General features: G+C 68.6%; 15 protein-coding genes. 9 read left to right on the top strand and 6 right to left on the bottom strand.

The annotated features are described in order from the left end of the window. Window positions 1-80: 80 nt before the first annotated feature. Window positions 81-911 carry a DUF3710 domain-containing protein gene (locus G341_RS0114265; RefSeq protein WP_018179830.1) on the bottom strand — a complete coding sequence of 277 codons (831 nt, stop codon included), beginning with the start codon at window positions 909-911 and terminating at the stop codon, window positions 81-83. Beyond that, entirely contained in the window at window positions 912-1,382 is a 471-nt protein-coding gene (dut, locus tag G341_RS0114270; RefSeq protein ID WP_018179831.1) for a dUTP diphosphatase, read from the bottom strand. Window positions 1,383-1,439: 57 nt separating this feature from the next. Between dut and G341_RS0114275 the strand changes: the two genes are divergently transcribed. Further along, complete coding sequence (locus tag G341_RS0114275; RefSeq protein ID WP_018179832.1) at window positions 1,440-1,964, top strand: DUF3093 domain-containing protein; 525 nt, start codon at window positions 1,440-1,442, stop codon at window positions 1,962-1,964. Between the two features lie 18 nt (window positions 1,965-1,982). On the opposite strand, the gene G341_RS0114280 is transcribed toward G341_RS0114275, so the two are convergent. After that, entirely contained in the window at window positions 1,983-2,282 is a 300-nt protein-coding gene (locus tag G341_RS0114280; RefSeq protein WP_026303684.1) for a DUF4193 domain-containing protein, read from the bottom strand. Between the two features lie 308 nt (window positions 2,283-2,590). On the opposite strand from G341_RS0114280, the gene cei reads away from it, so the two are divergent. Then, window positions 2,591-3,316, top strand: coding sequence for an envelope integrity protein Cei (cei, locus tag G341_RS0114285; RefSeq protein ID WP_018179834.1), 726 nt, complete (start codon window positions 2,591-2,593; stop codon window positions 3,314-3,316). A gap of 34 nt (window positions 3,317-3,350) precedes the next feature. Here cei and G341_RS0114290 read toward each other — a convergent pair whose 3' ends face one another. Further along, on the bottom strand, window positions 3,351-4,229 hold the full coding sequence (locus G341_RS0114290; RefSeq protein WP_018179835.1) for an inositol monophosphatase family protein: 879 nt from the start codon (window positions 4,227-4,229) through the stop codon (window positions 3,351-3,353). 114 nt (window positions 4,230-4,343) lie between these two features. On the opposite strand from G341_RS0114290, the gene ppgK reads away from it, so the two are divergent. The 3 genes from ppgK (at window position 4,344) to G341_RS0114305 (ending at window position 7,200) form a co-directional block, all read left to right on the top strand. Further along, window positions 4,344-5,117, top strand: coding sequence for a polyphosphate--glucose phosphotransferase (gene ppgK / locus G341_RS0114295; RefSeq protein WP_018179836.1), 774 nt, complete (start codon window positions 4,344-4,346; stop codon window positions 5,115-5,117). Between the two features lie 144 nt (window positions 5,118-5,261). Continuing rightward, entirely contained in the window at window positions 5,262-6,788 is a 1,527-nt protein-coding gene (locus G341_RS0114300; RefSeq protein WP_018179837.1) for an RNA polymerase sigma factor, read from the top strand. Window positions 6,789-6,993: 205 nt separating this feature from the next. Beyond that, on the top strand, window positions 6,994-7,200 hold the full coding sequence (locus G341_RS0114305; RefSeq protein ID WP_018179838.1) for a DUF7455 domain-containing protein: 207 nt from the start codon (window positions 6,994-6,996) through the stop codon (window positions 7,198-7,200). A gap of 42 nt (window positions 7,201-7,242) precedes the next feature. Here G341_RS0114305 and G341_RS0114310 read toward each other — a convergent pair whose 3' ends face one another. Then, entirely contained in the window at window positions 7,243-8,922 is a 1,680-nt protein-coding gene (locus G341_RS0114310; RefSeq protein WP_245557012.1) for a DEAD/DEAH box helicase, read from the bottom strand. A 94-nt stretch (window positions 8,923-9,016) separates the two neighbouring features. Here G341_RS0114310 and G341_RS0114315 point away from each other — a divergent pair, with 94 nt between their 5' ends. Next, window positions 9,017-10,261, top strand: coding sequence for a YihY/virulence factor BrkB family protein (locus tag G341_RS0114315; RefSeq protein ID WP_245557004.1), 1,245 nt, complete (start codon window positions 9,017-9,019; stop codon window positions 10,259-10,261). A 10-nt stretch (window positions 10,262-10,271) separates the two neighbouring features. Here G341_RS0114315 and G341_RS0114320 read toward each other — a convergent pair whose 3' ends face one another. Beyond that, the gene (locus tag G341_RS0114320; RefSeq protein ID WP_018179841.1) at window positions 10,272-10,511 is read right to left on the bottom strand and encodes a DUF3039 domain-containing protein; all 240 of its coding nucleotides are present in this window, start codon (window positions 10,509-10,511) and stop codon (window positions 10,272-10,274) included. 46 nt (window positions 10,512-10,557) lie between these two features. On the opposite strand from G341_RS0114320, the gene G341_RS0114325 reads away from it, so the two are divergent. From G341_RS0114325 to G341_RS0114335, 3 genes are all read left to right on the top strand, one after another. Beyond that, window positions 10,558-10,914: a DUF3099 domain-containing protein gene (locus G341_RS0114325; RefSeq protein ID WP_018179842.1), complete on the top strand. Its 357-nt coding sequence runs from the start codon at window positions 10,558-10,560 to the stop codon at window positions 10,912-10,914. Window positions 10,915-11,059: 145 nt separating this feature from the next. Next, window positions 11,060-12,175 carry a TDT family transporter gene (locus G341_RS0114330; protein WP_018179843.1) on the top strand — a complete coding sequence of 372 codons (1,116 nt, stop codon included), beginning with the start codon at window positions 11,060-11,062 and terminating at the stop codon, window positions 12,173-12,175. Further along, window positions 12,172-13,674, top strand: coding sequence for a DUF7782 domain-containing protein (locus G341_RS0114335; protein WP_018179844.1), 1,503 nt, complete (start codon window positions 12,172-12,174; stop codon window positions 13,672-13,674). Before G341_RS0114330 ends, G341_RS0114335 begins: the two co-directional genes overlap by 4 nt. Window positions 13,675-13,776: the final 102 nt, after the last annotated feature.

Here is a 13,776-nt window from a genome sequence, read left to right on the forward strand (position 1 = left end):
ACTTCGTGCCGCATGGACCCGCGCCGGCCGCCGACGCTGAACCGGCCCAGCAGGTCCCGGCCGGCTGACGGCGACCGGGCTCAGTGCCCCTGCCGGCGGAGCTGCTGCATCGCCGAGCCGGGCGACGGCGGCGGCCCGGGTGCCGGTTCGGCGGGTTCCACCGGTTCGGGGGCGCTCGGGATCTCGCCTTCGGCGATCACCGACGCCGCGGCCTCCTGGGCCATCGCACCCTGGGCCATCTCCCCACCCGTCATCGACCCGGGCTGGCCGGGTTGCTGCTGCTGGGCCGCGATCACCTGCTCGGCGAGCACCGGCGGCAGCACGATCGGCAGCGGCGCCTTCGGCGGATGCGGCTCGTCGCCGCGGCGCACCACGGATTCGCTGAGAACCGCACGGCCGACCGCTTCGAGAGTTTCGGCCTGGTCGGCGGGGGCACTGATCACCGCACGCACCATCCAGCGCGGGCCGTCCACGCCGATGAAGCGGTGCAGGCCACCGCCGACCTCGGCGATCACCTCGCGGCCCCAATGCCCGTTCGCCAGTGAGACTTCCGCGCCGTCCGAGCGCAGCGCCTCGCTGAGTTCGCCGATCACCTCACGCCACTGGCCGGGCGACTTCGGGGCGGCGAAGGCCTGCACGCTGATCCGGCCCGCGCCCGCGACCAGGTACACGTTCTGCGGCTGATGATCGGCCGACATCTCGACCGTCACCTGTCCGCCCTCGACGACCGGGACCAGCACCGAACCCAGGTCCAGGTGCGAGTTGCTCAGGTCGGTGTCGCCGACCAGGTCGCCGATGTCATACGGGCCCTGACCGCTGCCGATCTCCTTGGCCGTGGTCTCCACGGGCTCCTTCGGCTTACCGGATCCGTAGCGGCCCTTGGCCTTTCCAGCCCGGAAACGTTCACGCATCTATCCGTTCACCTCCGCCGGCGTCGTGTCGAGAATCCCGTGTCCGCCGCTGGATCCGTATCCACCGGCCCCACGGCTGGTCTCGTCGAGCTCGTCGACCTCGACGAAATCGGGCAGCTCCACGCGCTGCACAAGCAGCTGTGCAATTCGGTCGCCCCGCGCGATGTCGATCGCCTCGGTGCGGTCCAGATTGATGAGACAGACCTTGATCTCCCCGCGGTAACCCGCGTCGACCGTGCCCGGGGTGTTCACGATGGACAGCCCCGCACGGGCCGCCAGACCCGACCGCGGATGAATCAGCCCCACCGTGCCGACCGGGAGGGCTATCGCGATCCCGGTCGGGATGAGCTGTCGTTCACCGGGTTCCAGCCGCACGTCGACCGTGCTGCACAGATCCACCCCGGCGTCGCCGGGGTGAGCACGCACGGGAAGCGGGATGTCCGGATCGAGACGGCGAAGTGCGATCTTCATCACGGGCGCCGCACTGTCTGAATCGGTTGTCACAACAGGGCAGACTACGCTGACCTCGTGGCTTCCACTTCATCCGGCGATCAGCATTCCCCGACCGCACCAACATCCGGCTCGGGTGATCTGTTCGACGAGCGGCTCTACGTGCCGTGGTGGTGGTGGCTGGTCGCCGCCGTCATCGTCGGCCTGCTGGGCTACGAGATCCAGATCGCGTTGCGGCACAGCGCGCTGAGCTGGATCGCCTATCTCGTCGTCGCGCCGTTGGTGGCGTGGCTGCTGTGGTCGATGGGGCGCACCCGGATCCGGGTGTCGGCCGATCATGAACTCTTCGCGCACAAGGCGCATCTGCCGGTCTCCGTGATCGATCACGTGGCTGCGGTCCCGGCCACCGCCAAGAGTGCGGCGCTCGGCCGGCAGCTCGATCCGGCCGCCTTTCTGGTGCATCGGGCCTGGGTCAAGACGATGGTGCTCATCGTTCTCGACGATCCTGACGACCCGACCCCCTACTGGCTTGTCAGCACCCGCCACCCGGAACGGTTGATCACCGCTCTCGGGCTGCGCGATGCTGCGACCCCGGACGACTAGCGCCGGGGCGCCGAACTGCTAGGCGCAGTCGACACAGATCTTCTCATTGCCCTTCTCGTAGGCCAATCGGCTGCGGTGGTACACGAGGAAACAGCTCGTACACGTGAATTCGTCGGCCTGCTTAGGCACGACACGAACCGACAATTCTTCACCGGACAGATCGGCGCCGGGCAGCTCGAACGATTCCGCGGTATCCGTCTCATCCACATCCACCGAGGCCGACTGGGCCTCGCTACGGCGAGCTTTCAATTCTTCCAGCGAGTCCTCCGACAGATCATCCGACTCGGACCGCCGTGGGGCATCGTAATCAGTAGCCATGTATCCCGCCTTCCTGCACGTCGTCGGGCGCAAAGTGCAGCCCGGCTCGCCCATCTCTCAACGATCACGACCCTGGAATCGTTGCCCGAAATGGACCTCAATTGAGTGATCTACACCACATATCTTGACGATACGGAAAATGCGCGATCACGGTGAAGCGGCCGAAGTCTAGCCCATAGAGACTGGCAGGTCAACGGTCGCTGTCCGGCGCGCTGACCGTGACGGCACACGAACCGCGCGCCACGCAGTATGCGCAGGGAGTGCGGCATTCCGCGGATTGCGACGACGCGCAGGCTACGCTTTGCCGCGTGGTCTCCTCCATCACTGCCGCCGCATACCCGACCGACGACCACGGCCGCCCGTTCCGGCGCCGCCGTTGGATCCCCTGGGCGTCGGCGGTCGCGGTCCTCCTGCTGCTGACGGTCATCGTGTGGGCCACCGCGCTGAGCACCGGCGGATCGAAGGGCACCGCGGCGGCCTGCCCCGCGCCCCCGGCCCCGTCGTCGACGCCGCCCAGCCCCGCCAATCCGGCCGACGGCGGCGGTGCTGCGGCCACCACCCAGCCGGCATCCTTCGGCAGCCCCATCTCGCGCGCGCAGATGAAGACCGTCGCCCCGGCCGCGCTCTCGTCGTTCCAGATCCGGGTGCTCAATGCGACCAGCCAGCGCGGCGCCGCGTCGAAGGTGCTGGGCGATCTCACCGACGAGGGATTCGTGCCGGTCCCCGAGCCGGCGTCAGCGGACGATCCGGTCTACTACAACCACTCGCTGGAGTGCTACGGCCAGATCCGGTTCGGTGCGGCCGGCGTCGCCGCGGCTGCGGCCGTCTGGATCGCCGCCCCCTGCAACGAGCTGATCCAGGATTCGCGCCCCGGCACCCAGGTCGATCTGGTGCTGGGCAATCAGTACAAGTCCAACGAACGCTCGCAGGACGCCAGCGCGCTTCTCGCGACGCTGAAGTCGGCGGGCCCGCAAGACAAGAACACCGGCGCCGACCCGGCGCTGCTGGCCGCGGTACACAAGACGAAATGTTGATGACGCGGCGTTGACCGCGCGCCGGCCGCAGGGTCTAGAGCGCGCCCAACGCGTTCACCCCGGCCAACGCGTCGGCGAACTGATCGAAGACACCCGGTGCGGCGACGAGCGTCAGTGCCCGGTCGACGGACCGGGAGTCCGCGGCGGGCGTCATGACCCGAGCGCCGGCCTCGGACGCGATCAACGATCCGGCCGCCCAGTCCCACGGACTGAGCCCGTGCTCGTAGTGCACGTCGGCCTGACCGGATGCCACCATGCACAGATCCAGTGCCGCCGAACCGATTCGGCGGATATCGCGCACCCTGGGCAACAGGTCGGCGACCACGGCACCCTGTGCGCGCCGCAGCTCGGCGTCGTACCCGAACCCGGTGGCCACCAACGCCACATCGAGATCGGCGATGTCGTTGCAGCTCAGCGGAATCTCCCCGCCGGGCGCCGCGGCACCGGATCGACAGCAGGCCCCGTCCCCGCGTGCGGCGTGGTAGGCGACGTCGCGTGCCACGTCGACGACGGCGCCGGCAACCGACACGCCGTCGATCTGCGCCGCGATCGAAACCGCGTATGCCGGAACGCCGTACAGGAAATTGACGGTCCCGTCGATCGGGTCGACCACCCAGCGCACCCCGCCGGGCACCTCGATGCTGCCGCCCTCCTCCTCGCCGAGGATCGCGTCGTCGGGTCGCAGGGCCGCCAGCCGATCTCGGATCAATGCCTCGGCCTCGGTGTCGGCCACCGTGACCGGGTCGGTACGGCTGCTCTTGGTGGCGACGGCGGCCGCACGGTCGCGCGCCTCGTGCCCGAACAGCTCCGGCCGGCGCCGACGAATATGCGCGGCTGCGGCCAGCGCGACTTCCAGTGCGATCTCCCGCAACTCGGTCGCCGACACCGCATCACTCGATGAATCACTCACCACTCCATCGCAACACACACCCGGCGCGGTGGCAGCGGCTAGTCTCGTCTAGCACCCGTCACCACGCCGCGGCTCGATGACGCGCATCGTGCGCCGCCACTTCATCAAGGAGGACGCATGGCCGTCACCCAGGCATCCGGGGTCAAGCACGGCTTCGGGGTCGACGTCGGCGGATCGGGCATCAAGGGCGGCATCGTCGACCTTGACGCCGGGCAACTCGTCGGCGATCGATTCAAGGTTCTGACACCGCATCCGGCCACCCCGCAGTCGGTCGCCAGCGGGGTCCGCGAGGTCGTCGACCACTTCGGCTGGACGGGTCCGGTCGGCATCACCCTGCCGGCGGTCATCGCCGCCGGCGTCTGCCGCACCGCGGCCAACATCGACCCCGCCTGGATCGGCACCGAGGTCTACCCGCTGTTCGCCGCCGAGTTGGGCGATCGCGATCTGGCCGTCCTCAATGACGCGGACGCGGCCGGCATCGCCGAGGACGCACACGGCGCCGGACACGGCCGCAACGGCGTCACGATGCTGCTCACGCTCGGCACCGGAATCGGGTCGGCGATCATCCAGAACGGCGTGCTGCTGCCCAATACCGAACTCGGCCATCTCGAGGTCGACGGCAAGGAGGCCGAGCACCGCGCGTCGTCAAAAGTCAAGGAGGACAAGGACTGGTCGTACCAGCGCTGGGCCAAGGAGGTCTCCCTCGTGCTGGAGACCTACGAGAAGCTCTTCTGGCCCGATCTGTTCATCGTCGGCGGCGGAATCAGTCGTAAGGCAGACAAATGGATCCCGATGCTGACCAATCGGGTTCCGGTTGTGCCGGCCGAACTGCGCAACAACGCGGGCTTGGTCGGCGCCGCGATGGCGGTGGACACCGGCCTGCGACCCTAAGGTCGCAGGCCGCTCCCGCATCCTTGTCGTTACAATGGAACGGTCCGGTTCACACCGGGGAAGCCAATCCCAGCGCCGACCGCCATCACGGGCGTATTTTCGCCTGCGTATGACAGCTCAGCGGTCAGTCCCGAAAGGTCGTACGTGGTAGCCAGCATATTCCGTTCGTCGGCAAAGAAATCCGAAGTCGACGCCAAGGATTCGGCCGAGAAGGAAGCCGCCCCGGCGAAGAAGGCACCGGCCAAGAAGGCCGCCGCCAAGAAGGCGGCTCCGGCGAAGAAAGCACCGGCCAAGAAGGCTCCCGCGAAGAAGGCCGCCCCGGCGAAGAAAGCACCGGCCAAGAAGGCCGCCGCCAAGAAGGCAGCTCCGGCGAAGAAGGCCGCCGCCAAGAAGGCACCGGCCAAGAAGGCCGCGGCGACCGGCTCGGCCGCGACCCGCGCGAAGAAGGCCACGTCCAAGGCCGGCCCCGAGACCGAGTCCGATGAGGATGAGGTCGACGGCCCCGGTTCGATCGACGACATCGACGCTCCCGATGGCGAGCTCGACGTGGAGGATGTCGACGTCGAGGAGGTGGCGGTCGAGGAGGCCCCGGCCAAGGGCGGCAAGGACGCCAAGAAGAAGGCCGCCGGCAAGTCCGACGAGGAAGAGATCGAGGAGCCGTCCGAGGCGGACAAGGCCTCCGGCGACTTCGTCTGGGACGAGGAGGAATCCGAGGCGCTGCGACAGGCCCGCAAGGATGCCGAGCTGACGGCGTCGGCAGACTCGGTGCGTGCGTACCTGAAGCAGATCGGCAAGGTCGCGCTCCTCAACGCCGAGGAAGAGGTCGAGCTGGCCAAGCGCATTGAGGCCGGCCTCTATGCCACCGAGTGGATCCGCCGTAAGGCCGAGGCCGGCGAGAAGCTGACCACCGCCCAGCGCCGCGACTACCTGTGGATCTCGCGCGACGGCAACCGCGCCAAGAACCACCTCCTCGAGGCCAACCTGCGACTGGTCGTCTCGCTCGCCAAGCGCTACACCGGCCGCGGCATGGCGTTCCTCGACCTCATCCAGGAAGGCAACCTGGGCCTCATCCGCGCGGTCGAAAAGTTCGACTACACAAAGGGTTACAAGTTCTCGACGTACGCCACCTGGTGGATCCGACAGGCGATCACCCGCGCGATGGCCGACCAGGCCCGCACCATCCGTATCCCGGTGCACATGGTCGAGGTCATCAACAAGCTGGGCCGTATCCAGCGCGAGCTGCTGCAGGACCTGGGCCGCGAGCCCACTCCGGAAGAGCTCGCCAAGGAGATGGACATCACGCCGGAGAAGGTGCTGGAGATCCAGCAGTACGCCCGTGAACCGATCTCCCTCGACCAGACCATCGGCGACGAAGGCGACAGCCAGCTCGGCGACTTCATCGAGGACTCCGAAGCCGTCGTCGCGGTCGACGCGGTCAGCTTCACGCTGCTCCAGGATCAGCTGCAGTCGGTGCTCGAGACGCTGTCCGAGCGCGAGGCCGGCGTCGTGCGGCTGCGGTTCGGACTCACCGACGGTCAGCCGCGCACGCTGGACGAGATCGGCCAGGTCTACGGCGTCACGCGCGAGCGCATCCGGCAGATCGAGTCGAAGACGATGAGCAAGCTGCGGCACCCGAGCCGCTCGCAGGTGCTGCGCGACTATCTCGACTAACGGCTAACGAAACCCGGCGTCGACACGGTATGCCCTGTGTCGGCGCCGGTTCCGCACTGTGGAGTACCCCGAAACAGTGAGTAGCGACACACCCGGGACACCCGGGGAACAAAGCTCAGGGCCGGATCGTCTGACAGAGTAGGAGTAGCGCCTCACCCGAGGCGCCCGCTCGGATCCGGCCATCCAGATGGCCAGGGACGGAGGAATGATGGACATCGCAACTGCTACGACGACCTCTCCCGCCCTCACCGCTGCCGACCGCTGCGATCGTTGCAGTGCCGCCGCCCGCGTACGCGCATTTCTGCCCGCCGGTGGCGAGCTGCTGTTCTGCCAGCACCACTTCAACGAGCACGAGGCCCGCCTGGTCGACCTGGGCGCGACCATCGAGCACGACAGCGATCAGCTGATCTGAGCGTCGCGCCGACGTCATTGGTCGGCGTTCGTCGTCCGAACTTCAGCGCCACTGGCGCAGCTGTGCGATCCGTTCGCGCAGCTGCTCGGCCGTAGCCATCGCCGTCGGCGGTCCACCGAGTGCCGCCCGCAATTCGTTGTGCACCGCGGCATGCGGCTTTCCGGTGCGCTGGTGGTGCATCGCCACCAGACTGTTGAGTTCGCGCCGCAGCACACCCAGCTGATCGCGCGTCTCGGCCCGTTCAGTGGCGCCGGAGTTCTCCGCCGCCTTGATCCCGGCCGTACGCGCGGTCACCTGCTCGGCCTGCCTCCGGTTCAACAGATCGCGCACCTGATCGCGATCGAGTAGTCCCGGCAGGCCGAGATAGTCGGCCTCCTCGTCGCTGCCGACGAAGGTGGCGGTGCCGAAGGACGATCCCTCATAGATGACCTGGTCGAGCTCGGCGTCGGCATGCAACGACTGGAACGTGCCCTCGTCTTCGCCGGGCTCGTCCTCCTGCTTGTTGGCCTCCGCGAGCGCCTCGTCCTGCCAGCCGTCGGATTCCCGATGCGGCTTGCCGAGCACGTGGTCGCGCTGCTCCTCCAGCTGGCTCGCCAGCTGCAGCAGGACCGGCACGGACGGCAGGAAGACGCTGGCGGTCTCGCCAGCGCGGCGGGCACGCACGAACCGGCCGATCGCCTGCGCGAAGTACAGCGGTGTCGACGCGCTCGTCGCGTAGACGCCGACCGCGAGGCGCGGGACGTCGACGCCCTCGGACACCATGCGCACCGCGACCATCCACTCGTCGTCGGACGCCGCGAACTCGGCGATACGGCTCGACGACTTCGGGTCGTCGGACAGCACCAGGGTGACCGGCTTGCCGGAGATCGCAGTCAGCAGATCCGCGTAGTCGCGGGCGACCGTCTGGTCGGTTGCGATCACCAGACCACCCGCGTCGGGCACACCCGAATTGCGCTTCTGCATCAACCGCTTGTGCGCGGCGGTCAGCACCGCCGGGATCCAGTCGCCGTGCGGGTCGAGCGCGGTCCGCCAGGCGCGCGCGGTGTGTTCGGCCGAGAGCGGCTCGCCCAGCCGCGCGGTGAACTCCTCCCCCGCACTGGTCCGCCAGCTCGCCTGCCCCGAGTAGGCCAAGAACACCACGGGACGGACGACGCCGTCGGCGAGGGCGTCCGAGTAGCCGTAGGTGTGGTCGGCCTTGGAGCGCTGCCCGCCGCCCGGCTCGGGCTCGTAGGTGACGAACGGGATCGGGCTGTCATCGGACCGGAAGGGGGTTCCGGTGAGCGCGAGGCGCCGGGTTGCGTCGCCGAATGCCTCGCGGATGGCGCCGCCCCAGCTCTTGGCATCGCCGCCGTGATGGATCTCGTCCAGGATCACCAGCGTCTTGCGGTTCTCGGTGCGCACCCGATGCCGGCTCGGGTGCGACGCCACCTGCGCGTAGGTGACGACCACGCCGTCGTAGTCGGAGCTGGTCTGGCCGGTCGAGTTGGAGAATTTCGGATCCAGCGAAATCCCCTGGGCCGCAGCCGATGCGGCCCACTGGAACTTGAGGTGCTCGGTCGGCGCGACGACGGTGATCTTCTCGACGATCCGCGCCTGCAGCAGTTCGGCCGCGAGCCGCAGCCCGAAGGTGGTCTTACCGGCACCGGGGGTCGCCACCGCGAGGAAGTCGCGCGGGGATGTCGAGAGGTACTTCGTCAGCGCGCGGCGCTGCCACGCACGCAGCGGCGCGCGCTGCGCGCCGGCGGATGCATCCGAAACGTCAGGGACATCCGAGACATCCTGTGCGGCCGAAGTCACCGGGGTGCTGCTCCTGGGGGTGGGGGATGAAAATCGGCGATCGCTGCCGGCCGATCCGGCGGCAGACCGCGGATCGAAACGGCTGCTGACCGCCGGAGCCACTCTACCGGGGGCCGACACGGCCACGGACACGCCGCGCCCATGCGCGACGCACCGCACCGCGATCGGCAATGCTGGTGTCATCGACAACACCGAACCGATCCCGCCGAGACCGACGCCGCCACCTGCCGCGCCGTCGGGTTCGTCGACGTCGCCGCAGAAGACGTCGGTGCTGTCTGTACTGCGGGCGATTCCCCAGGTTGCCTGGCAGGTCGCCAACAAAGCCTGGGATGACGGCATCTTCGCCCGGTCAGCCCAGGCGGCGTTCTGGCAGACGCTATCGCTGCCGCCACTGCTGCTCGCACTCCTCGGAACGCTGGGCTCCGTCGCCAGCTGGTTCGGCCCGGACACGATCGACGCGGTCCGCCGGGGCATCGTCAGCTTCAGCCACCGCATCTTCAGCGAGTCAGTCGTGAACGAGATCATCCTTCCGTCGGTCAACAATGTGCTGGCGCATACGCACGGCGAACTGATCTCGTTGGGGTTCATCATGTCGCTGTGGGCCGGGTCGTCGGCGATGTCGAGCTTCATCGACTCGATCGATCTGGCGCACGGCCAGCACAAGGTGCGGCACCCGGTCAAGCAGCGGCTCTTCGCGCTGTGGGTGTATCTGGGGTTCCTCGTTGTCGCGATCTTCGCCGTGCCGATGGTGGCGCTGGGGCCCAGGTATGTGCGCCACATCCTGCCGAAGTCGTGGGAGCCGCTCAGCTCGAACGTCATCGACTACGCCTATTTCCCGGTCGTCGCGCTGCTGCTGCTGGTCGCCCTGACGACGCTGTACCGGATCGCCCTGCCGCACCCGCTGCCGTGGCGGCGGCTGGCCTACGGGGCCATCCTCGCGGGCGTCATCTTCTGGTGCGCGAGCGCGGTCCTCCGCGTGTACCTGCAGTACGTCGCGAAGGTCGGCTATTCGTATGGCGCGCTGTCGACGCCGATCGCCTTCCTGCTGTTCACGTTCTTCCTGGGCTTCGCGATCGTCGGCGGCGCCGAGCTGAACGCGGTCGTCCAGGAACGCTGGCCGGCCAAGCCCACCTACACCGAGCAGGTGCGCGAATGGGTCAGCTCGAACTCCGGCGAACTCGCCGACCGGATCAAACGCCTACCGACCGGACCGATCCTGCGCCGCGGCGAGCAGGATCCGCGCCGGCGGCCGGACGACCGCTGACCCGGCGCGGTCAGTCGTCCTTCTTCATGCGCTCGTAGATCTTCTTGCACTTCTCGCAGACCGGCGATCCCGGCTTCGGCGACCGCGTCACCGGGAAGACCTCGCCGCACAGCGCCACCACATGGGTTCCCATGACCGCGCTCTCGGCGATCCTGTTCTTCTTGACGTAGTGGAAGACCTTCGGAGTGTCGTCGTCGGTCGATTCGTCCGTGTCGATATCGGGACGGTCCAGAGTCTGTGTCTCGCTCATGGACCTCATTGTGCGCCCGGTTGACGGCAGTGGGAAAATAAAGGTTATGGACGCCGAGTCCCGCAACGCGATTCTCATCACCGAGGCACAGCCCTCGCAGCAGGCCCAGCAGAAAGCTCGGGTCCATAAGTACCTGTTCATGATGGCGTTTCGCGTTCCCGCCCTGGTTATCGCCGGCGTGGTCTACGGCGCCACCCACAACGGCCTGATCGCGCTGGCCATCCTGGCCGTCTCGATCCCGATCCCCTGGATCGCCGTCCTCATCGCCAATGACCGTCCGCCGCGGGGCAAGCACGAGGTCCGTTTCTACAAGTACGGCCCGCCCGCCACACCGTCCCTGGAGTCGCGTAAGCCCACGGCCATCGAGGGCGAAGTCAGCGGCACCATCCGCGACGGCGATTAGCGCGGTCCGGTGCACCTGACGGCATTCCTGTGCCGCCGGCCGCTTTCACCTGTGACTATCGCTGCATGACTGAGCGTCAGCGAACGAATCCATCAACGCAGTGCGCGGGTACCTCGTGCGCGCACGGAGCGAAGCGAGTACGCGCATGAGTGTCGATAGCGTCGAGGCCGCGCGGCTCAACTACTTCGGACCGAACTGGTTCGCGTCGGTGATGGGCACCGGGATCGTCGCCACCGCCGCCGCATCGCTGCCCGTGCATCCGGCCGGACTACGCGCCTTCGCCGAAGTCGTGTGGGTACTCACCGCTGCCCTGCTCGTGCTGCTCATCGGCGCCGTCACGGTGCAATGGATGCGCGACCCCCGAATTGCCCGCAGCCAGGCGCGCAACCCGCAGATGACGCATTTCTACGGCGCGGCACCGATGGCCCTGCTGACCGTCGCCGCCGGCGCACTCCTCGTCGGCCGGGACCTGATCGGCACCCGCGCCGCGGTCGACCTCGCCTGGGTGCTGTGGACGGCCGGCACCCTCGGCGGCCTGTTCACCGCACTCTCCATCCCCTACCTGATGTTCACCCAGCTGGAGGTCGGCCCCGACGCCGCATTCGGCGGCTGGCTCATGCCCGTAGTGCCGCCGATGGTCGCCGCGGCGTCAGGCGCACTGCTGATTCCGCACATGGCGCCGGGCACCGGGCGGACCACGATGTTCTACGGCTGTTTCGCGATGTTCGGCCTGTCGCTGTTCGCCGCGCTGATCATCATCACGATGATCTGGAGTCGCCTGGCGCATTACGGCACGTCCGGATCGGCGCGGGTGCCGACGCTGTGGATCGTGCTGGGCCCGCTCGGCCAGGGCATCACCGCCGCCGGCCTGCTGGGCACCGTCGCCGAGCTCGCGGTCCGGCCCCAATTGGCTTCCGGCATGAAGGTTTTCGCGGTCCTGTTCGGTGTGCCGGTGTGGGGCTTCGCCGTGCTGTGGATCGGGCTGGCGACGGCACTGACGGTCCGGACGCTGCGCCGCGGCATGCCGTTCGCGCTGACCTGGTGGAGCCTGACCTTCCCCGTCGGCACCTTCGTCACGGGCACCTCGCAGCTCGCCGCGCATACCGGGCTGCCGCTGTTCAAGGTCGCCGCCGTGGTGGCCTATATCTGTCTGCTGAGCACCTGGGCGCTGGTGACGATCCGCACCCTGAAGGGCAGCGTCGGCGGCAGCCTGTTCACCCCACCACCGCCGCCGGCGACCATCGGTAAGGATCCCAGATGACTGACACCGCACGATCGTCGGCGACGCTGACGACCATCGCGCCGGCCCTGCGCGCCGCGTTCGAACGGCTCGACTACACCGCCGACGGCCTGCTGCGGATGCTCGGCGCCGACGCCCACGCCGCCCTCGGGCGCGGCGAACCGGTCGCGGTCCGCCGGGCCTGCACCGGCGAGCTCGGCACCCTGGTGCGGCTGCTGCTGGTCGGCGATGTGATCGCGCATCAGGAGGCGGCGGCCGTCCTGGCGCCGCTGGAACTCGACGCCGCGCTGGCGGCGGGCCTGCTCGAAGCGACGGCGGACGGTGTGCGGTCGGCGATCGACGTCCGCCCGTTCGACATCGGATCCGGAAGCCGCTGGGTGTTCGCCGATCTGGACGAGTCGATGCGCATCGTCGGCACCCGGCCCGACCATGTGCTCGGCGTCGGCGAGGCGTCGCTGTCGCTGCTACGCGCGACGCCGCGTGATCCGGTCGCGGACGCGATCGACATCGGCACCGGCTGCGGCGTGCAGACGGTGGCCGCGCTCGATCATGCCGACCGGGTGATCGCCACCGACATCACCCCGCGCTGTCTCGACTTCACCCGAGCGAGCTTGGCGCTCAACGGAATCAACCCCGCCCGCGTACAGATCCGGCAGGGTTCCTGGTACGAGCCGGTCGCCGACGAGCAGACGGACCTGCTGATGGCGAACCCGCCCTTCGTGGTCGGGAGCGGCACGATCGAGCATTCCTACCGCGACTCGGGTCTCGATCTCGACGGCGCGAGCGAACTCATGATCCGCGGCGCCGCCGACCGGCTGGCACCCGGCGGAACCGCCGCGATGCTCGCGTCGTGGATCGTCACCGAGGCAGACTGGCGATCCCGACTGGCGTCGTGGCTGCCCGACCACGGTGTCGACGCGTGGATCGTGCAGCGCGACATCGCCGATCCGGCGCTGTACGTCGGTACCTGGATGCGCGACGGCGGCTTGGATCCGCGCGACGTCGAGGCCCAGCAGGTCGGTGCGCGGTGGCTCGACCGCTTCGCCGATGCCGGCGTCGAAGGCGTCGGATTCGGCTTCGTGTTCCTGCGCAGAACCGACGAACCGAGCGACATCCTGGCCGAGGATCTGCGACACAGCTTCGACGATCCGCTCGGCGACGAGGCCACCGCCTACTTCGACCGCGTCGCCTGGCTGCGCGAGAACGACGTCCGCGACGCCCGGCTGCAGCTGACCGATGGCGCCGCGCTGGAGCGGGTCGCCACGATCGACCCCGACACCGGCTGGGTCGACGTCGTCCGGCGTCTGCATCGCGCCGACGGCCCCCGCTGGGTGCATGAGGTGGACGATTCCGCGGCCGCCCTGGTTGCCGGACTGAGGCACGAGGGGCTCCCGGCCGCCGACGTCGCCGAGCTGCTTGCCGTCGCGACCGGCGTCGAGGGCTTCGACGACCAGGCCCTGGATGAGCTGCTGACCGGCCTCGTCCGGCATGGCGTGCTGCGGCCCGACAACACGCGCTAGCCGGTCCGCGATCCTCGCCCGGTCGGCGGTCGCGGCGGACCTGATGCCGACGAATCGGTTCGCTGCTGGCGAAGTTAATCGAAGTCTCAGGAGACTCTCAGC

This window comes from Jongsikchunia kroppenstedtii DSM 45133, assembly GCF_000380485.1.
In the GTDB taxonomy this organism is placed as follows: Bacteria; Actinomycetota; Actinomycetes; order Mycobacteriales; family Mycobacteriaceae; genus Jongsikchunia; species Jongsikchunia kroppenstedtii.

Excerpts from the sequence above, each read along its gene's own strand:
- G341_RS0114265 (WP_018179830.1), bottom strand. The coding sequence starts at position 911 with ATGCGTGAACGTTTCCGGGCTGGAAAGGCCAAGGGCCGCTACGGATCC.
- dut (WP_018179831.1), bottom strand. The coding sequence starts at position 1,382 with ATGAAGATCGCACTTCGCCGTCTCGATCCGGACATCCCGCTTCCCGTG.
- G341_RS0114280 (WP_026303684.1), bottom strand. The coding sequence starts at position 2,282 with ATGGCTACTGATTACGATGCCCCACGGCGGTCCGAGTCGGATGATCTG.
- ppgK (WP_018179836.1), top strand. The coding sequence starts at position 4,344 with ATGGCCGTCACCCAGGCATCCGGGGTCAAGCACGGCTTCGGGGTCGAC.
- G341_RS0114305 (WP_018179838.1), top strand. The coding sequence starts at position 6,994 with ATGATGGACATCGCAACTGCTACGACGACCTCTCCCGCCCTCACCGCT.
- G341_RS0114320 (WP_018179841.1), bottom strand. The coding sequence starts at position 10,511 with ATGAGCGAGACACAGACTCTGGACCGTCCCGATATCGACACGGACGAA.
- G341_RS0114325 (WP_018179842.1), top strand. The coding sequence starts at position 10,558 with ATGGACGCCGAGTCCCGCAACGCGATTCTCATCACCGAGGCACAGCCC.
- G341_RS0114330 (WP_018179843.1), top strand. The coding sequence starts at position 11,060 with ATGAGTGTCGATAGCGTCGAGGCCGCGCGGCTCAACTACTTCGGACCG.
- G341_RS0114335 (WP_018179844.1), top strand. The coding sequence starts at position 12,172 with ATGACTGACACCGCACGATCGTCGGCGACGCTGACGACCATCGCGCCG.